This window comes from Paraburkholderia podalyriae (assembly GCF_014397785.1).
GTDB lineage: Bacteria > Pseudomonadota > Gammaproteobacteria > Burkholderiales > Burkholderiaceae > Paraburkholderia > Paraburkholderia podalyriae.
Window position 1 is genome coordinate 214,809 of the sequence record NZ_VZQQ01000004.1, and the last position, 19,290, is coordinate 234,098.

Sequence of the window (19,290 nt, forward strand, 5' to 3'; positions counted from 1 at the left end):
ACACAACAGGTCTGGAGATACCAACATGCAATTGAAGTCGACTCACGTCCTCATGTTCGGCGCGATGTGCGCGCTGAGCACTGGAGCCTTGGCGCAATCGAGCATAACGTTGTACGGCATCGTGGACACAGGCATCGAGTACGTTTCGCACGCCAACGCGAACGGCGACAGAGTCTTTCGGATGCCAGCCGTTACCGGAGAGTTTCCGTCACGCTGGGGGCTCCGCGGCAATGAAGATCTAGGCGGCGGCTACAGCGCCGTTTTCACACTTGAAAGCGGCTTCAACGTGCGTGACGGTAGTTCGGGACAAGGCGGCAGGCTGTTTGGACGCCAGGCCTTCGTGGGTATCAAGAGCCCTTATGGAACGCTCGCGTTCGGCCGCCAGTACACGATGACCTATCTCGCCGTTCTGGGCGCGGACATCATCGGTCCAGACATCTACGGCATGGGCTCGCTGGATGCCTATGTGCCCAATGCACGCGCCGACAACTCGGTCACCTACATTGGTTCGTACAAAGGCTTCACGCTTGGCGCGGGCTATTCATTTGGTCGGGATGCGGCGGGAACCGGCAACTCACCAGGACAAGGTACCTGTACGGGCTCGGTTCCGGGCCATGGCACGGAATGCCGCGACTGGTCGGCAATGATCAAGTACGACTCGCAATATTTCGGCGCTGCGGCGTCGTACGAAGAGCAACGCGGCGGGTCGACTGCAGCCGCCAACTTCTTCGACGGTCTTGCGACGACTCCGCTGATCAACGCGGCGGACAAGGACGCGCGTACGCAACTGAGCGCCTATGCACAGTACGCGGGCGCGAAGATCGGCGCAGGTTGGTTGGGTCGCCGCGTGGTCACGCAATCGCCGACGGTGCCGAATATTCGCTCGGACCTGTTTTTCCTGGGCGCTTCGTACACGGTCACGCCTGCAGTCCTCGTCGACGCAGAGGTGTATCGCATCATCAATAGCGACCACGATACCCGCGCCACGATGGGGACGTTGCGCACCACGTACTTGTTGAGCAAACGTTCATCAGTCTATGCGCAGGCTGCGTATCTTGCGAACAGCACCAAGGCGCGTTATTCGGTCAGTGGCGGCGGTGGCGGCACCACGCCGGGCGCGGGCATGGGGCAAACGGGCGTGATGGTCGGCATTAAACACATGTTCTAACAGAGGTCAAAATGAAAAAAACCACAATTGCGATGTGCGTATCGGCGGCATCTTCGATGCTGGCAGCCTGCGGCGGCAGCTCCGATTCTCTTTCCACCAGTGCTACGCAGTTACCCCGGCTCTCCGCGGCGCAACCCGCCACGCTGTCAGGGAACTGCGCCGCGCTTGCAGCCAGACTGACGTTTGCCAACACGACTTTCACCTCCGTCGCCGACGTGCCGGCCGGAACGCTCAAGGTGGCGGGAAAATCCGTCCCCGAACATTGCGTGATCCAGGGGAAAATGAATCAACGCACGAGCACGGTCGACGGTCAGGCTTATGCGATTGGTTTTGAAATGCGGCTGCCTATCGCATGGAATGGTCGCTTTTTTTATCAGGCGAATGGCGGCCTCGACGGCAACGTGACGCCGGCAACGGGAGTGCTCAGTGGCGGTGGCTCGCTGAACAACGCTCTAAACATGGGTTTCGCCGTGATCAGTTCGGATGCGGGCCATTCGGCGTCGCAAAACCCCTTGTTCGGTCTCGACCCCCCAGGCGCGTCTCGACTACGGTTATAACGCCGTTGCTACCCTCACGCCAATGGCCAAGCAGGTAATCAAGCTGGCCTACGGCAAGGGGCCCGACCGCAGCTACTTCGAAGGATGCTCTAACGGTGGCCGTCATGCGATGGTGGCGGCCGCCAGGTCGTTCGCGGATTACGACGGGATCGTCGCGGGTGACCCGGGCTTTCATTTGCCAAAGGCAGCCATCGGGCAGATGTGGAGCGCACAGCAACTGGCTACCGTTGCTACCGCGAAAACCTCGGCGGGAATCGCCGATATCACTACCGGCTTGACGACTACTGAGCGGCAGCTCATCGCATCGAAGATCATTGCGAAGTGCGATTCGCTGGACGGTGTGGCGGACGGCATGGTGCAAGACATTAAAGCGTGCCAGGCGAACTTCAACCTGGCGACTGACGTGCCGACGTGTTCGAGCAATGGGCGCGATGGCACTTGCCTCACCCCGGCGCAAAAGCAAGCCGTCGGAAATGTTTTCTCCGGGGCGAAAAGTAGCAACGGCAGCGCGCTCTATGCGAGCTTTCCGTATGACGTCGGCGTCAACGGGTCCGGGTGGGCTCAGTGGAAGCAAAGCAACTCCATCAGCCTTGACCCGGGCGCGACAGCCTTCGTGTTCACTTCGCCGCCACAGAGCGCTTCGATTCTCAGCTCGATCGGGGCGTACGCGCTGAACTTCAACATGGACACCGACGCGCCGAAAATCTTTGCAGCAAGCGGTGCCTATTCCGAGTCTTCGTGGTCGTTTATGACGCCGCCAAACGAGACAGATTTGAGCGGCTTAAGGGGCCGGGGCGCGAAGTTGATCGTGTATCACGGAACGAGCGATCCGGTGTTTTCGTCGAACGATACGACCGACTGGTATCAGCGTTTGTCCACGGCCAGTGGTGGAGATGCGAGCAATTTTGCGCGCCTCTATACAGTGGCAGGGATGAATCACTGCAGCGGCGGCCCGACGGCGGATCAATTCGACATGCTGACGCCTATGGTCACATGGGTCGAACAAGGGCAAGCGCCGGATCGTGTCATCGCAACGGCACGTGACACTACCAACGCGATTCCGAATAGCGAAGTGCCGACTGACTGGGGTGTCGGACGCACACGTCCTCTCTGCGCCTACCCAAAGGTCGCCCGCTATACGGGCGCAGACGTGAACTCGGCGAGCAGTTTCACCTGCAGCTAAGCCACTGACTGTGTGAGAGGAATTGTCGCAATCGGGCCGTCCGACTGGATGACTCCTCTCGCACGTTAGGTGAAAAACTGCTCGCGCACTGTTTCGATCAATCGAAGTAACGCCTTCAATGCGGCGCGCTTGCAGGGACCGAAGTCCGACCGTATGGCGAAGTCCTTCCGGCGCCTGGTGCCTTGGCAAGAAGTTCGATCACCAACGCATCTCGCGACAAACTCATCGCGTCGTCTCCTTGTTCGCATATATCACGTCTGGGTCTCCCTCATCATTCGTATGCAGCCTCTCAACTAGTGCCGCACGATGCTGCAGAACCGCGCGCTGGTTGATCGAGCCTTTGTCGGTAATCTCGCCGCGATCGAGCGACGGTGGCAGCTCGAGCAGTTGCATGCGTGCGATGAAGCTGGCGCTCCCCGTCGCGCTCGCGTTCAAACGCAGAAGCAGGTCGGCGAAGAAGGCTCGCACGGGCAAAGCATTCAATACGTCGCGCACGCTGGCCGCATCTTCGAGGCACGCCAGCTTGCGGCACGCATCCACGCGCGGGAAGATCATCGCACCGACGTCATCACGATTGATGCCAGTAATTACGGCGTCCTGCACGTACGGCGCGCCTTCGCTGATGATGCGCGCGCGCATCGGCCCGACGCTCACGAAGGTCCCTGAACCGAGCTTGAAATCCTCGGCGATACGACCATCGAAGGCCAGTCCCACTTCTAGCCGCTGCGGATCCACAAAGCGCACCGCATCCCCAGTGCGATAGTAGCCTTCCTCGTCGAATACGTCGTGCGCCTGCTCTGGCGAAGCGCGCCAGTACCCCTTCATGACGTTTGGCCCGCGAAAACGCACCTCGAGCTTCCCGTCGACCGGCGCGACTTTCGCACGGCATCCCGGTGCAGGCAAGCCGATGTAGCCCGCGCCCGAAAATGGGCCGGTCGTGAAGAGGCACGAGGGTGCCGTCTCGGTCATACCCAAGCCCGCCATAATGCGGATGCGCTCACCGCAATACTTGAGCGTCACACGCTCGAGCCGCTCCCATGCGGCTTTGGAAAGGCCCGCACCCGCAAAGAAATACATTTTGACTCGCGAGAAGAAGCGCTCGCGCAATGCAATGTCAGTTTCGAGAGCGACTGTCAGTTCTTCCCAGCCCTTTGGCACGTTGAAATAGATCGTGGGCGCAATCTCGCGCAGATTGCGCAACGTCTCATCGAACTTGCCCGCGATCGGCTTGCCATCGTCGATATACAGCGTGCCGCCGTTATAAAGCGCGATGCCCACGTTATGGCTACCACCGAACGTATGGTTCCACGGTAGCCAGTCCACCAGCACGGGAGGGTCGATGCCGAACTCAGGGAAAGTCTCCAGCAGCATCTGCTGGTTTGCACAAAGCATCCGATGCGTGGTCGGTACGGCTTTGGGCAAACGGGTCGAGCCCGATGTGAAGAGGAACTTGGCGATGGTATCGCCGCTAACCGACGCATGTGCGCTATCCACGTTGGTCGGGACCGTATTCAACAAGGTCTGAAATGATGTAACGCCTGGAGCCGCGCAGGGCGCGACGCTCACCCGTTCGACATCGGCGGCCAGTGCCGAATCTAGCGCAGACGTGTAGGCGCTGATGTCGTCGGCGAACACGAGGCCGGGCGTGAGCAGATCAAGCACGTGGCGTAGCTTGCCGTAGTCGCCCGACAGCAGTGAGTACGCTGGCGAGACAGGCGCGTATGGGACACCGGCCCACATCGCGCCCAACGCCATCTGCATGTGTTCGATGCCGTTGCCCGAAAGAATGACAAGCGGCCTCTCGGCGCTCAGTCCACGCTGCAGCAATGCTTCGCCGATCGCGCGAGCTTGCTCGAGCATCTGCGCGTAGCTCACGCCCTGCCACTCTCCGGCCGAATCGCGCCTCGCGACCAGCCACCGATCGGGATGCTGACGCGCACCGCTAGCAAGCCGGTCAGTGAAGCGCTCCGGGTAAGCGCCGAGTGCTTCCTGCGTGTCGATATACCAGCATTCGCCCCGTCGCTCGATACGCGGCGAGACAGAACCGATAGCGACGCGCCGGTATCCCGCTGCGCCGTCACTTGCGTGGCCCTGGTTTGATTCCAACACCTGTCTCCTTGTTTGCGCCGCCTGTTCGCGCCTGCGTAGGGCGGGCTTCATTTCATCGGTACGCGGCCCAGCATGACCGCTACGTGCGCCTTACACCGCGATATTTAGATCGGGTAATGCCGTGGACCTGTCTGCACCGTGATCCAGCGCAACTCGGTGAACTCGGGAATCGACGCCTTGCTGCCGAAGCGTCCGTACCCGCTCGCTTTCACGCCACCGAACGGCATCTGTGCTTCGTCGTGCACGGTCGGGCCGTTGATGTGGCAGATGCCCGACTCGATGCGCTTCGCGACGTTCATCGCGCGTGCGACATCGCGGCTGAACACGGCGGCCGACAAACCGTACTCGCTATCGTTGGCGACCGCCAGCGCCTCTTCGTCACCGTCCACGCGCTGCACCGTCACCACGGGGCCGAACGATTCGTCGGCGTAAAGCTTCATTTCGCGCGTGACGTTCTCGACGATAGCGGGCTGCATGATCGCGCCGTTCACCTCGCAACCGAGCGGCAGCTTCGCACCCTTTTCGCGGGCGTCTTCGACGAGCGCGCGAATGCGGCGCGCCGCCGCCTCGCTTTCCAGCGTGCCGAGAATCGAGCCCGGCTGGGTCGGATCGCCTGCCTTCAGCGTGCGCGCTTTCGCCACGAGCTTCTCGACGAACGCATCGGCAACCTTTCGATCGACGATCACGCGTTCCGTCGACATGCAGATCTGCCCTTGATTGAAGAACGCGCCGAACGCAACGCCTTCCACGGCAGCGTCGAGGTCCGCGTCGTCGAGCACGAGCACCGGCGCCTTGCCGCCCAGTTCGAGCAGCGCCGGTTTCAGATGACGCGCCGAAAGCTCGGCGACGATGCGCCCGACACGCGTCGAGCCGGTGAAATTCACGCGCTTCACGGCAGGATTCGCGATCAGACGCTCGACGATCGCGGGCGCGTCTTCCGGCGCATGCGTGAGCACATTGACGACGCCTTCGCCAAGACCCGCGTCGTTCAGCGCCTCGCCAATCAGCACATGCACGCCAGGACAACCTTCCGACGCCTTCAGCACGACCGTGTTGCCGCACGCGAGCGGCATCGCCAGCGCCCGCGTGGCGAGAATCACGGGCGCGTTCCACGGCGCGATGCCAAGCACCACGCCGCACGGCTGGCGCACGGCCATCGCGAGGCTGCCCGGCACGTCGGATGGAATCACCGCGCCGTCGATCTGCGTCGTCATCGCGGCGGCTTCGCGCAGCATGTTGGCCGCGAGCATCACATTAAAGCCGTACCAGTTCGCCATCGCGCCCGTTTCCGCCGCGCCGATCGCGATGAACTCGGCCGTGCGCGCGTCCATGCGGTCAGCGGCGGCGAGCAGGCGTTTGCGGCGTTCCGTCGGCGTGAGCGCCGCCCATGCCGGGAACGCGCTCGCCGCGACAGCGACGGCCGCATCGGCATCCTCGACGGTGGCCGCCGCGGCGCGGGTGGCAACCGCGCCCGTCGCGGGGTTGATGCGCTCGAAAGTCTTACCGTTCGACGCGGCACGTTTCGCGCCGCCAATCAACAGGTTCGTTTGATGCATTCTTCATCTCCTCGGTGCGTGCCGCTGAAGTGCGCCGCTTAGCGCTTGTAGGCCTGCAGGCCCGGCTTGATGGTCTTGTCGTCGAGGAACTGCTTCAAGCCCTGCTCGCGGCCGCCTTCCCGATCGCGATAGTTCGCCTGGTCGAGTTTCGCGTACAGGTAGTCTTCGTTCTGCTCCCACGTGAGTTCGCGCGAACGCTTGAAGCCATGCTTGGCGTTGCGCAGCACGACCGGGTTCTTGTTCAGCAGTTTCGCCGCGAGAGCGATCGTTTCGTCGCGCAGTTGCGCGAGCGGCACGCTTTTGTTCACGAGACCCATCTTCGCGGCTTGCGGACCGGTGAAGGTGTCGCCCGTCATGACGTAATACAGCGCTTCGCGATGACCGACGGTGTCGGCCATCGCCTTGCTCACGAGGTTGCCCGGCGGAATGCCCCAGTTGATTTCGGACAGCCCGAACACGGCTTCATCCGCGGCGATCGCGAGATCGCACGCGACGAGCGGAGAAAAGCCGCCGCCGAAGCACCAGCCATTGACCATCGCGATGGTCGGCTTCGAATACATGCGCAGCAATTGCCATTGCCAGCGGCTCGCGTCGCGGCGAATCCGCTCCTGCAGTACGTCCGGACCCGCATCCACTTCGCGGAAATACTCCTTCAGGTCCATGCCGGCCGTCCACGCGCTGCCTTCACCGGTCAGCACGAGAACCTGGGCTTCGGCGTCGAGTTCGAGCGTTTCGAGAACGTCGATCATTTCCTTGTTCAGCGTCGGGCTCATCGCGTTGCGCTTGTCCGGACGATTGAACGCCACCCAGGCGATTCCGCCTTCCACCGTGACCTTGACCGTTTTCCAGCGTCCTTCGTAACTCATCTGCATCTCCATATCAATGCCGCCCTCGCGGCTCGACTACAATTTAATATCAGGCACCCTGATACGTAAAGTACAATATAGATGTCTTGGTACAAACCCCTAACCGCATGGCCGATCCGTTCAATCGCCGCATCGCGCTGTCAGCTTTGATTACAGATAGGAGACACCATTGAACATCGATCAACTCAAGGCCATCGACACCCACGTGCACGCCGAGGTGTCGTGCTGCCAACCGCCCGATCTGTTTGCAAAAGAATTCGATGAAGCCGCCGACAAATACTTCGGCACCGTGCTCAAACAAGGGCGCCGCCCGACCATTCCGGAAACGATCCAGCACTATCGTGAGCGCAATATCGGCTTCGTGATGTTTACCGTCGACTGCGAAGCGAACATCGGGCGCCGTCGCATTTCGAACGAAGAGGTCGCGCAGTTCGCGCGGGATAACCCGGACATCATGATCGCGTTCGCCAGCATCGATCCGCACAAAGGCAAGTTCGGCGCGCGCGAAGCGCGGCGGCTCATCGACGAGCACGGCGTGCGCGGTTTCAAGTTTCACCCCACGATGCAAGGCTTTTTCGCCAACGATCGCCTCGCATACCCGCTATACGAAGTGATTGCCGAGTACGGGCTGCCGGCGGTTTTTCACAGTGGACACTCGGGCATGGGCTCGGGCATGCGCGGCGGCGGCTTGCGCCTGAAGTATTCGGAGCCGATCTACCTCGACGATGTCGCCGCCGACTTTCCCGACATGAAGATCGTGATCGCGCATCCATCCTGGCCGTGGCAGGAGCAGGCGTTGTCGATCGCGCTGCACAAGCCGAACGTGTATATCGACCTGTCGGGCTGGTCACCGAAGTACTTTTCGCCCGAGCTGGTCAAGTATGCGAACACGCTGTTGCGCAACAAGGTGCTGTTCGCGTCCGACTTCCCGCTGATCCGCCCGGACCGCTGGCTCGAAGACTTCGACACGCTCGACATCAAGCCCGAGGTGAAGCCGCTCGTTCTGAAAGAGAACGCTGTCAGGTTGCTTGGCTTGCGGGCCGAGGCATGACGCAAGCGCGTCACGCATCAACGATGGCCCGGCGCCAGAACGCCGGGCCAACCGGTCCATCAACAGCGACTTATCGTTTCGCGGCGTTCGAGCGGATCACGAGCAATGCGGTAATCGCCGCGATGATCGTCACCGGCACGCTCGCGCCGATAACGAGGGCGGAACTCTTTCCCATCGAAAGCAATTGCCCGGCGGCAACGGGGCCAACAATGGAACCGACGCGCCCCACCGCCACCGCGGCGCCGACACCCGTACCGCGTACGCTGGTCGGATAACTGGCGGCGGACAACGCATACAGCATCGACTGCGCCCCGACGACGCCCATGCCAGCAAACAGCACGGCAACCGATAGCGTCTCGATGCTAGCGACCTGAGATAGCGCAACCAATGCACCGACGATGCACGCATAGATTGCCGTGACAGACAGCCCTTGCCTGAACCGGTCCATCAGCAGACCGATGCCCAGCACGCCGATCACACTGCCGACGTTGAAAAAGATCTGCGCGATTCCGGCCTGCGAACGGCTCATGCCGCGCCCCACGGTCAACGAAGGCAACCAGTTCAGCAGGAAGTAAAGAACGATCAGCGTGCAGAAGAAACTGATCCAGATACCGATCGTCGCCGCGGCGCGACCCTCGCCGAACAGGACTTCGCGCGTCGAAAGGAGCGGCTTGTCCAACGTAGCCGATTCCCGCGACCCGGTGGCGAATTCGCGGGACTCGGGCAGCAGCATCATCAGCAGCGGAATGACGATCAGCGGTCCGGCGCCGCCCACGTAGAAGATATGACGCCACGCGGCGGCGCCCGCGCTCAGCACGGCGATCAACGCGGCCAGCGCGCCGCCGAGCGGCATACCGCAATACATGACGCTGACCGCTGTATTGCGGTGACGCGGATCGACCGCCTCGGAAGACAACGCGATCAGGTTCGGCATCGCGCCGCCGAGCCCGATGCCCGTCAGCACTCGCGCAATGAGCAGACTTTCGAAGCTCCAGACTTGCGCGGTCGCAATCGAGAAGATGCCGAATATCGCCATCGAGATCATCAGAACGCGCTTGCGGCCGATCCTGTCGGCAAGTCTGCCGCCGATCATGGCGCCCGGCAGAAGCCCGAACATGCCGGCGCTGAAAGCGAGCCCCAACTGGCTGACCGACAAGCCGAACTCGTGTGCCATGCGAGGCGCCGCAACGCCAGTGGACTGCAGATCGACACCCTCCAGTACCGCGACGAGAAAGCACAGTGCCAACGTTAATGCGGTACTCGAGCTTGCGGCACTCGACCGGTTCGCAATGCTTGACATGACGTCTCCTTCACCATTTTGATTGAATCGCCAGCGGCGGCCTGCGCTTCGTTCTTCGACGAAGCGGTCCCGGGAAGGAGAAGATTTCTGACAGTGGTGATCTTGCGTCACTTATCAGAGTCCTTCCCAAAGCGTCCCTCGGAATCCACGATGAGTCTAGTCTCAGGGTTCCTGATATTGAAAGTAGAATATGATATGCCTGGTAGAAACACCTAAGGCAACCTGATAATGATCAAGACAATGGAGAAGCGGCGAACGCCCCCTGCCAAACAGGCCGGTTCAACGAGAACCGGTGCGCCACCTGCCCGCGTTTCCTATCTGGTCGGCCAGTTGGACCGATTGCTCAAACGTAGTCTTATCGATGTGCTCGGCGAATTCGGGCTGACCTTGCCTCAATTCACTGCGCTGTCCGTGATCAGCGCCAGCGGCGCGATGACTAACGCGAAGCTTGCCGAACGCTCGTTCATCACACCGCAGTCGGCCAACGAGGTAGTCAAGACAATGGAAGCAAACGGTTGGGTCGGACGCGTTGGGCATCCTACCCACGGTCGACTGATTCATCTGTTTCTGACCGACGAGGGGCGTCGGGTACTGCGGGAATGCGATTCGGCAATCGACGCGCTCGAGGCGTCCATGCTGGACGGATTGACGGAAATCCCGGTCGATACGCTGCGCAAGGTGCTGCAGCGATGTGTGTCGAATCTGCGCGCTTGACAGACCTTCCCAATGGCAGAAGAGTCGCGCTCGAATAGAACGTGACGCTTGTTTGCTCAGTGAAATCCCTGGTCGGCATTTAGCCGCGTATTACCTGTCCCACTGCGTCGATCGCTATATTGCTTCATGACGGCCGCCGCCTTGCGCACACCGCGACAGCGCGGCCGCCTCGCCATTTCCCCACCCGATTCGACAGGAAACGAAGCATGTCAAAGCGCATTCTTATCATCGCCGGCGATTTCGTCGAAGACTATGAGCTGATGGTGCCGTTTCAGGCGCTCGCGGCAGTCGGACATACGGTGCACGTCGTCGCGCCCGACAAGCGCGCGGGCGACGCGATTCGCACCGCGATCCACGACTTCGAAGGCGATCAGACCTATACGGAGAAACGCGGCCATAACTTCACGTTGAACGCCGATTTCGCTTCGGTGAATCCCGCGGCCTACGACGCGCTGCTCGTGCCCGGCGGGCGCGCCCCTGAATATCTGCGGCTCAACGACAAGGTGATCGACTGGGTGCGCCAATTCGCCGAAGCGAAGAAGCCGATTGCCGCCGTCTGCCACGGCGCGCAATTGCTGGCCGCGGCGGGTGTGATCGAAGGCCGGCGCATCTCGGCGTATCCGGCCTGCGCGCCCGAAGTCAAGCTCGCGGGCGCGCAATACGTGGCGCTCGACTGGCCTGACGCCATCACCGACGAGAACTTCGTCACCGCGCCCGCGTGGACATCGCACGTGAACTGGCTCGCGCAGTTCCTCGCGCTGCTCGGCACGCGCATCGAGCATTGACGAGCGATGGATGCCTGCCGGTGCACGGCAGGCATCCATCGCCGGCGAGGACGTGCCCGCGACCAACCGTGTTACGCTCGATCACGACAGCATCGGCGCCCGCACGGCGCGCTTCGCGTCCCGCGACGTCACCATTTGCTAGAAGGGCAGACCGTATGTGCAACGTCTATGTCAACGCTGATCCGATCCTCTACGAGTCGCGTACGCGCGCTCTGCGCATTCATGGCGTCGTGACTACGGTGAGGCTCGAAAATCTGTTCTGGGACGTGCTTCGGGAAATCGCCAACCGCGAGAGCATGACGACGACCCAGTTCGTCGTGAAGCTCCACGACGAACTGGTCGCCTCGCGCGGCGAAGAGCCGTTGAATTTCGCGTCGTTTTTGCGCGTTTGCTGTTTGCGCTATCTGTCGACGAGCGCCGCGCGCGACGAGGCCGCCGGCGACGTGCCGCGCAACGCCCCGTTTCAACCCAGAGTCGTGAAGACGGCTGTTTGACGGATTGCGTTGCGTCAGTCAGCCGACGCGTCGCAGGCGCAATCAACAGAAGATGCCGTGGCGGGTCGTTCCAACACAGCAAGCCGTTGCAGTGTCACGAGGCCCAGTAGCGCGAGTCCGAGTCCCAGCGTGAAATCAGCGTGAACTCCCGCACGGTCGACGATGGTGCCCCCCACTGCCGAGCCCACGGCGATCGCCACCTGGATGATGCTGACGAACATGGCCGACCCCGCTTCGGGCAAGTCTGTCGTGCCGCGTTGAATCCACACGCTAAAGCAAAGCGGAAGCGCTCCGAACGCGACTCCCCAAAGCAGCATCCCCACCGTCTCGCCGATCGGCGAATGTTCAAGCAGCAACATCGAAGACATCGCACCCAATAGCAGCAGAACCATCGCGGCAACGGATTTCTTCAGATGGTCCGAAATCGTCACCGACGTCAACGCATTGGAGAAGAACCCAATCAGACCGAATCCGAACAGCAACAGCGTGATGGCACTCAACGAGAAGTCGTGCTCGAGCAACGGAGCAATGTACGTGTAGGTCGAGAAATGCGCGCCGAAGACGAGCGCGACCATCACCATGCTCAACCTCGTGTGAGGCCGGCCAAGCAAGGTTTTGAAATCGGCGATCCGTAACGCCGATGCCGACGGCAACGAAGGCACGAGGAACGCCTGCGCCAGTAACGCGAGCGACACGAGCCCCGCGGTGGCGGCGAACGCCATACGCCACGATGCAAACGACGCGATGAACGTGCCGAGCGGCACGCCGATCACGGTTGCGCAGGTCACGCCGGTCAGAATGGTCGCGGTCGCTTTGGCAGCGTCCTTTGCCTGCACGAGTCGCGGAGCGGCGGCCGTCGCCAGAGTCCAGAAGCCCCCTAACGCGCCACCGAGCAACGCCCGTCCTACCAGCATGACCGCCAGGCTCGGTGCGATTGCGCACACCACGTTCGCGATCAGCAGTACCGCGGTGAGCAGCAGAAAAACGTAGCGCCGGTCCATGCGGCCCGCGCCGACTATCAGCGTCGGCGCCAGGATGGCCGCCATCACGCCCGGCGTGGTGACCATCAGACCGGCGACACCGGTCGACACGCCAAGGTCCTGTGCGATTTGCGGCAACAGCCCGACAGGCAAAAACTCGGCCGTGACGAATGCGAATGCGCTCACCGCTACAGCGATGACGGATAGCCACTGGGCGGCCGATGTTGAATTTTCTTGCAGGGATGCTGGAGTCGTAGGTGTATCGATGTGCATGATGCCCCAGATGTCAGGTTGAAGTCTGACACTTTAGGCGGGGTCTCACGTCGGAAAAAGAGTCGTCCGCTGAAAAGACTAGCTAACGTGGCTGAACAATGCGCGTTGTTCACGGCCGCGTCGTATCGCAGCGTTGGCGCGGCATGCGTGCCGCGCCATGAGCCTGGAGCGAAGCGCCAATGCGCGCGTGCATCATTCGAGGCGCTGCACCGCGAACACGAGCCCGTGCTCCTCGTTGACGATGTGCCGTCGATAGCGATCGGGAAGCAACGCGCTGACGGCTTGCCACACGGGCAGCGCAAGATGCCCGATGTCTTCCACCACGACCCAGCCGCCTCGCCTGACCTTTTTCAGCCCGAAGATCAGCGTCTGGATGTTGGCATTCGGAGAATGCAGACCGTCGTCGATGATCACGTCGCATTCGCCGTCCACCGATCGCGCGAGCTGCTCGAAAGTGACGGGCTCGGTCTGGTCGACGAAGAACGTCTCGATGCGCTCCTCCTGGAAGAGGACCCGGCGGTCGATGTCCGCGCCATAGATCCGCGCGAAAGGCAGAAAGTCCCTGAACGCCCTGAGCGATCCGCCAGGCTTGCCCGCGACCATATACGAAACGGTGTCGGAATGTTGGGTCCCGATGCCGATTTCGATCACCGAGCGCATGGCTTCGCGATTCGCAAGGATCGCGCCGTACAGGTGGTGGTAGCTGTGGTGGTTCGACTTGTCGCTGCCTTGAGCGTCGAAGTGCTGCTTGAGCGCATTCGCGGCCTGCCGTTGTTCGTCGGTGGCCGGAAAGTCGGCGATTTCCGTGACGGGCGTCTTTGGCTTTCCGACGGAGGCCGCCAGCTCGCTCAACAGGGGAATCGTCTCGTTGATCGCCTGGACCGTGAGCTTCGACCGGGCCTTGTAGCTGCCTTCGCTGTACGGAATGAATTGCGGGAAGGTGCGCAGCACGTTCAGCACGCTGAAGTTGCTGAGCCTGCGCTGGGCGGCGCGCGCGTAATGATCGACGAGCGCGAAAGGCGCACTGTGGGAATTGCTGCGGAAGCGGGACTCGGTGCTGGCGACGGTATCACGCATAGTCGACCTCCTTCAGTCGGGTAATCGTGTCGTGCATGGAGTAGCAAGCCGTATGAGAATTCACGCAAGGCTCGACCATGAACTACTTCGTCGCCCGGCGCAAGCCCTTGCATGTTCCGGGCCAACATGACAGCGGCATTGCGACGACCGCGTGAAGTACAGGCAGCTTTCGCTAAGCGAGTAAAACACAGCTGCAGAGAAAGAGTCACTGGCAAGTTAGTAAAGACCATGTCGGTCTCGAGTCGACAAATCGGAAAATTCAGGCGCTTGCGTGCGAAATCGTCTCGTCTTGCAATCTGCGCTCAGTAACATATGCTCCTTGTCAGAGCGCTTCTCAGGTCCTTTTTCCGGGACCACGGTGCAAACGGTCGTCCACAGGCGCGAGGCGGTCCTACAAAGCAAAACAGCGCCGTCGCAGCGCGCCTGACGTCTGTCCGTTCGCCCCGGGGTCGATGCTGTGTGGGCGGCACCATCTTGAGAGCCGAGATATCACGCGCAACGAAACCCGTTTTGCGCATACCGGTGACGAGCGCGACCTTGTTTGGCTTTCCTGAGTTTCTGTCACCGACGCTTTTGTGACGTGCGCCGCTCACAGGTGGGTCAGCGGCGTAAGCGGCAATGGCGCCGACCGTACGTGTGAATGTCGCGCTCATGCGGCTCGAATCGAGCCAGTTCAGGCGAGCGTCAATGTACAAGGAGTGTTGTCGATGAAAGCTCCTCACCGTCCTCTGCGCGTCGAGTTGATTGCGCCGCTCTCGGGCGTACTGATTCCTCTCGACAGCGTGCCCGATCCGGTCTTCGCCCAGAAGATGGTCGGCGATGGCGTGTCGATCGATCCGACTTCGGATGAACTGCTATCGCCGCTCGCGGGCAAGGTCACGCAACTCCATAGCTCCGGCCATGCGATAACGATCACGGGCGACAACGGTCTGCAAGTGCTGCTGCACATCGGACTCGACACCGTGTTGCTGCGCGGCGAGGGGTTCATGCCGCTGGTCAAGGAAGCCGACGCCGTCGTCGTGGGCACGCCGCTGATCCGCTTCGACCCGATCGTCGTCGGCGCAAAAGCAACCAGCCTGCTCACGCAGATGGTGATCGCCAACGGCGATCTCGTCACGCGCTACGTTCCCGCGAACGGGCTCGTCGTTGCCGGCACCGACGTCGCGCTGTACGTCGAACTGGTCGGCAGCATCGAGGGCAAGGATACGGCCAGCGTCACCGGCACGATCCTCTCGGATGAGATCACGCTGCCGAATCCGGCGGGCCTGCATGCACGACCCGCCGCTGTCGTCGCGGTCGAAGCGAAGAAATACAAGTCGGAGATTCGGCTGCTGCGGGGCGACGCCAGTGCAAATGCGAAGTCCGTCGTCGCGATCATGGGGCTCGCCACGCAGTTCGGCGACAAGCTGCGCGTCGAGGCCCGCGGTCCCGACGCGGCAGAGGCGGCCGGCATCGTCGCGCGTCTGCTTGCCGAGGGATCGGGCGAAAAGCCCGGTGATGCGCCCGCACCCGCGGCGGCTGCGCCAACCGCACCGGCTGCGCCGGCGCCAGCGCAAAGCCAGGCGGCTGCCGCCGACACCGACGAATTCATAGGCGTATCCGCTTCGCCAGGGCTTTCGGTCGGCAGGATCGCGCAGTTCCGCCAGCAGGTCATCGAGGTCAAGGAAGCGGGTGAGTCGCCGCAACGCGAACGGGCGCAACTCGAAGCGGCCCAACATCAGGCGCGCCAGCAGATCGAATCGCTGAAGGCGACGCTCACCGATCCGTCGAAAGCGCAGATTCTCGACGCGCATCTCGAGCTGCTGGACGATCCGGACCTGATCGACGCCGCGATCGGTCACATCAGCGCAGGAAAGAGCGCGGGATTCGCGTGGCGCGACGCATTCCAGAAGCAGGCAAGCACGCTCGACAAGCTCGACAACCCGCTGCTGCGCGAACGCGCCGGCGACATACGCGACGTCGGCCGCCGTGTGCTCGCGCTACTCGCCGGCGTGAAGCAGGCGCAGATCGACGTGCCGGACGAGTCGATCCTGATTGCCGAGGAACTCTCACCGTCCGATACCACGTCGCTCGATCGCAGCAAGGTGCTCGGCTTTTGCACGACGACCGGCGGCGCGACGAGCCACGTCGCGATCCTCGCGCGCTCGCTTGGCATTCCAGCGATTTGCGGTATCGACGCGCGCGCGCTGCAACTCGCCGACGGTACGCCCGTCGTGCTCGACGGTTCGCGCGGCAGCTTGCGGCGCAACCCGAGCGCCGACGAACTCGAGAAGGCGCGCGAACGCATCAGGCGCCAGGCCATCAAACGCGAAGACGACAAGCTCGCGGCAAGCAAGCTCGCGATCACGGCCGACGGCCATCGCGTCGAAGTCGTCGCGAACATCCGCAATGCGCAGGAAGCGCGCGACGCGGTAGCGGCCGGCGCCGAAGGCGTGGGTCTGTTGCGCTCCGAGTTCCTGTTCGACGCACGAGACACCGCGCCTACCGAGGACGAACAGGCCGCCGAATATTGCGCGGTCGCGCAAGCGCTTGGCCGCGAGCGTCCGCTGGTGGTCCGCACGCTCGACGTCGGCGGCGACAAACCGCTGTCGTATCTGCCCCTGCCGAAGGAAGACAACCCGTTTCTTGGCCTGCGGGGTGTGCGCGTGAGTCTGGAGCGTCCCGACATCTTCCGCACGCAACTGCGCGCGATCCTGCGCGCGGCGCCGCTTGGTTTTCTGCACGTGATGTTCCCGATGATCGCCACCATCGACGAAGTGCGGGCGGCGCGCAAGATCCTGCTCGACGAAGCCGGCGATCGCGCGGCGAGCGTGAAGGTGGGCGTGATGATCGAAGTCCCGGCCGCCGCGCTGATCGCCGAGCCGCTCGCACGCGAAGTCGATTTCTTCTCGATCGGCACGAATGACCTCACGCAATACACGCTCGCAATGGACCGTGGCCATCCGCAGCTTGCGAAGCAGGCCGACGCGCTGCATCCGGCGGTGTTGCGTCTGATCGGCATGACGGTCGACGGTGCGCATAAGCACGGCAAATGGGTCGGCATTTGTGGCGGCATCGCGTCCGATGCGATGGCGGTGCCGGTGCTCGTGGGCCTCGGCATCGACGAGCTTTCGGTGAGCATCCCCGCGGTCGGTTCGATCAAGGCCCAGCTTGCACGGGTGACGACCGACGAAGCAAAGAAACTCGCCGCCGAGGTGCTGCGTCTGGGCACCGCCGCCGAAGTCCGCGCGCATCTGTCGCGCTTTGCCGAATGAGCGGATCAACAGGAGATCAGCCATGTTCTCGCATGCCTTCGGAGTCTTGCAGAAAATCGGCAAGTCGCTGATGCTGCCCGTCGCCGTGCTTCCCGTGGCGGGTCTGCTGCTCGGCCTCGGCGCGACCGACTTTCACGGTTACGTGCCGGCCGTCGTGCTCGCGCTGATGAAGAACGCGGGCGACGTGATCTTCGGCAACCTGCCGCTGATCTTCGCGATCGGCGTCGCGCTCGGCTTCACCGAGAACGATGGCGTCGCCGGCATCGCCGCTACGATCGGGTATCTGGTGATGACGGCGACGTTGGGTGTGATAGCCAGGCTACAGGGCATCGAAGCCGACACGATCATGGGCATTCCGTCGATCCAGACCGGTGTGTTCGGCGGCATCCTCGCCGGTGGTCTCGCCGCCTGGATGTTCAACCGCTACTACCGGATCACGTTGCCGCCTTATCTCGGCTTCTTCGCCGGCAAGCGCTTCGTGCCCATCGTGACCGCAATCGGTGCCATCGTGCTCGGCGCGATCATGTCTTTCGTGTGGCCGCCGATCGGTAGCGCGATCAAGGCGTTCTCGCACTGGGCAGCGGTTTCGGACCCGCGCACCGCCGCCACGGTCTACGGTTTCGTCGAACGCCTGCTGATTCCTTTCGGCCTGCATCACATCTGGAACGTGCCGTTCTTCTTCGAAATGGGCAGCTACCTCGACCCGACGACCGGCAAGACGGTTCACGGCGACATCACCCGTTATTTCGCGGGCGACCGGACCGCGGGCATTCTGGCAGGCGCATTCCTGTTCAAGATGTTCGGCCTGCCGGCCGCGGCGATCGCGATCTGGCATTGCGCGAAGCCGGAGAAGAAGGTGGCGGTCGGTGGCATGATGGTTTCGGCCGCGCTGACTTCTTTCCTCACCGGCATCACCGAGCCGATCGAGTTCGCGTTCCTGTTCGTCGCGCCGGTGCTTTACCTGATTCACGCCTGCCTCGCGGCGTCGGCGCAGTTCGTGGCCAACACCTTGGGCATGCGCATGGGCTTCACGTTCTCGCAAGGCGGCATCGACTTTGTGATGTTCAACCTGATCGGCGGGAAGGCCACGCACGCGTGGTACGTGTTCATTCTCGGTCCGATCTACGCGGTGATCTACTACGGGGCGTTCCGCTTCGTGATCACGCGCTTCAACCTGAAGACGCCGGGCCGCGAGGACGACACGGTCGAAACCGCGCCGCTCGCCGCGAGCGGGGCGGGCGGGCGTTCGCGCGAACTGGTGCTGGCGTTCGGCGGGCGCTCGAATATCACCAGTCTCGACGCGTGCATCACGCGGCTGCGTATTTCCGTGAAAGACCCCGCGGGCGTCGACGAAGCAAAGCTGAAAGCACTCGGCGCCGCGGGTGTGGTGCGCGTGGGCAACGGCGTGCAGGCAATCTTCGGACCGTTGTCGGAAAACATGAAAACCGACCTGCAGGAATATCTGAAGACAGCGGGCACCGAAGCGGATCTGCCGCTGGCCGGCGGGCCGGGCATGGAAGGCGTGGCAGCGGCGGCGACTGCCGCGGCTGCGGCTGCGGCTGCGGCAACTGTCGCGGCCGCAGCGCAAAGCTCGCCGCAACAGACGGAGCGCGCGGAACAGATTCGTGCGGCGCTGGGCGGCGCGGCCAACATCAGGAAGCTCGACGCGTTGGCCGCCACACGGTTGCGTGTCGAGTTATCGGACCCGTCGCGGATCGACGCGGCCGCACTGAAAGCGGCCGGCGTGCTCGCGACGCAAGCGTTGAAGAACGGCGCGCTCGATCTGATCGTGGGTCTCGGCTCGGGCAACCTGGCAGGCGCAATGCGATAAGCGCAAGCAGGTATCGTCAGCGAATGCCGCGCGCTGCACCGCCTCGCGGGTACATCGACTCGACGCGCCCGCATCGCGCGATCGGCGCGGGC

At 62.5% G+C, this 19,290-nt stretch carries 14 protein-coding genes and 1 pseudogene; 9 read left to right on the forward strand and 6 right to left on the reverse strand.

Annotation, left to right across the window (positions count from 1 at the left end; genetic code table 11):
• Positions 1 to 25 precede the first annotated feature (25 nt).
• Together F6X42_RS06450 and F6X42_RS06455 are read left to right on the forward strand one after the other, a co-directional pair.
• Positions 26 to 1,168: a porin gene (locus tag F6X42_RS06450; protein WP_187633398.1), complete on the forward strand. Its 1,143-nt coding sequence runs from the start codon at positions 26 to 28 to the stop codon at positions 1,166 to 1,168.
• An 11-nt stretch (positions 1,169 to 1,179) separates the two neighbouring features.
• Positions 1,180 to 2,908: pseudogene (locus F6X42_RS06455) on the forward strand (tannase/feruloyl esterase family alpha/beta hydrolase).
• Positions 2,909 to 3,130: 222 nt separating this feature from the next.
• Here F6X42_RS06455 and F6X42_RS06460 read toward each other — a convergent pair.
• The 3 genes from F6X42_RS06460 to F6X42_RS06470 form a co-directional block, all read right to left on the reverse strand.
• Positions 3,131 to 5,014 carry a feruloyl-CoA synthase gene (locus F6X42_RS06460; RefSeq protein WP_246529983.1) on the reverse strand — a complete coding sequence of 628 codons (1,884 nt, stop codon included), beginning with the start codon at positions 5,012 to 5,014 and terminating at the stop codon, positions 3,131 to 3,133.
• A gap of 107 nt (positions 5,015 to 5,121) precedes the next feature.
• Positions 5,122 to 6,573: an aldehyde dehydrogenase gene (locus tag F6X42_RS06465; RefSeq protein ID WP_187633400.1), complete on the reverse strand. Its 1,452-nt coding sequence runs from the start codon at positions 6,571 to 6,573 to the stop codon at positions 5,122 to 5,124.
• A 38-nt stretch (positions 6,574 to 6,611) separates the two neighbouring features.
• On the reverse strand, positions 6,612 to 7,439 hold the full coding sequence (locus tag F6X42_RS06470) for a p-hydroxycinnamoyl CoA hydratase/lyase (RefSeq protein WP_187633401.1): 828 nt from the start codon (positions 7,437 to 7,439) through the stop codon (positions 6,612 to 6,614).
• A gap of 169 nt (positions 7,440 to 7,608) precedes the next feature.
• On the opposite strand from F6X42_RS06470, the gene F6X42_RS06475 reads away from it, so the two are divergent.
• Positions 7,609 to 8,490 (forward strand): amidohydrolase family protein, encoded by an 882-nt coding sequence (locus F6X42_RS06475; RefSeq protein WP_187633402.1) that lies wholly within the window; start codon positions 7,609 to 7,611, stop codon positions 8,488 to 8,490.
• Between the two features lie 70 nt (positions 8,491 to 8,560).
• On the opposite strand, the gene mhpT is transcribed toward F6X42_RS06475, so the two are convergent.
• Positions 8,561 to 9,790, reverse strand: a complete 1,230-nt coding sequence (mhpT, locus tag F6X42_RS06480) for a 3-(3-hydroxy-phenyl)propionate transporter MhpT (RefSeq protein WP_187633403.1) — start codon at positions 9,788 to 9,790, stop codon at positions 8,561 to 8,563.
• Positions 9,791 to 10,018: 228 nt separating this feature from the next.
• Here mhpT and F6X42_RS06485 point away from each other — a divergent pair, with 228 nt between their 5' ends.
• The 4 genes from F6X42_RS06485 to F6X42_RS06495 all read left to right on the forward strand — a co-directional run bounded on the left by F6X42_RS06485 (position 10,019) and on the right by F6X42_RS06495 (position 11,783).
• On the forward strand, positions 10,019 to 10,504 hold the full coding sequence (locus tag F6X42_RS06485; protein WP_187633404.1) for a MarR family winged helix-turn-helix transcriptional regulator: 486 nt from the start codon (positions 10,019 to 10,021) through the stop codon (positions 10,502 to 10,504).
• 206 nt (positions 10,505 to 10,710) lie between these two features.
• Complete coding sequence (locus tag F6X42_RS06490; RefSeq protein WP_187633405.1) at positions 10,711 to 11,289, forward strand: DJ-1/PfpI family protein; 579 nt, start codon at positions 10,711 to 10,713, stop codon at positions 11,287 to 11,289.
• Between the two features lie 10 nt (positions 11,290 to 11,299).
• The gene (locus F6X42_RS45255; protein ID WP_281393947.1) at positions 11,300 to 11,431 is read left to right on the forward strand and encodes a hypothetical protein; all 132 of its coding nucleotides are present in this window, start codon (positions 11,300 to 11,302) and stop codon (positions 11,429 to 11,431) included.
• A gap of 13 nt (positions 11,432 to 11,444) precedes the next feature.
• Positions 11,445 to 11,783 (forward strand): ribbon-helix-helix domain-containing protein, encoded by a 339-nt coding sequence (locus tag F6X42_RS06495; protein WP_187633406.1) that lies wholly within the window; start codon positions 11,445 to 11,447, stop codon positions 11,781 to 11,783.
• A 14-nt stretch (positions 11,784 to 11,797) separates the two neighbouring features.
• Here F6X42_RS06495 and F6X42_RS06500 read toward each other — a convergent pair whose 3' ends face one another.
• Together F6X42_RS06500 and F6X42_RS06505 are read right to left on the reverse strand one after the other, a co-directional pair.
• Complete coding sequence (locus tag F6X42_RS06500; RefSeq protein WP_187633407.1) at positions 11,798 to 13,036, reverse strand: MFS transporter; 1,239 nt, start codon at positions 13,034 to 13,036, stop codon at positions 11,798 to 11,800.
• A gap of 192 nt (positions 13,037 to 13,228) precedes the next feature.
• Positions 13,229 to 14,113 (reverse strand): class I SAM-dependent methyltransferase, encoded by an 885-nt coding sequence (locus F6X42_RS06505; protein ID WP_187633408.1) that lies wholly within the window; start codon positions 14,111 to 14,113, stop codon positions 13,229 to 13,231.
• Positions 14,114 to 14,820: 707 nt separating this feature from the next.
• Between F6X42_RS06505 and ptsP the strand changes: the two genes are divergently transcribed.
• Together ptsP and ptsG are read left to right on the forward strand one after the other, a co-directional pair.
• A complete protein-coding gene (gene ptsP / locus F6X42_RS06510; RefSeq protein WP_187633409.1) occupies positions 14,821 to 17,367 on the forward strand; it encodes a phosphoenolpyruvate--protein phosphotransferase in 2,547 nt (848 codons plus the stop codon).
• Between the two features lie 22 nt (positions 17,368 to 17,389).
• The gene (gene ptsG, locus F6X42_RS06515; protein WP_187633410.1) at positions 17,390 to 19,198 is read left to right on the forward strand and encodes a PTS glucose transporter subunit IIBC; all 1,809 of its coding nucleotides are present in this window, start codon (positions 17,390 to 17,392) and stop codon (positions 19,196 to 19,198) included.
• Positions 19,199 to 19,290 lie beyond the last annotated feature (92 nt).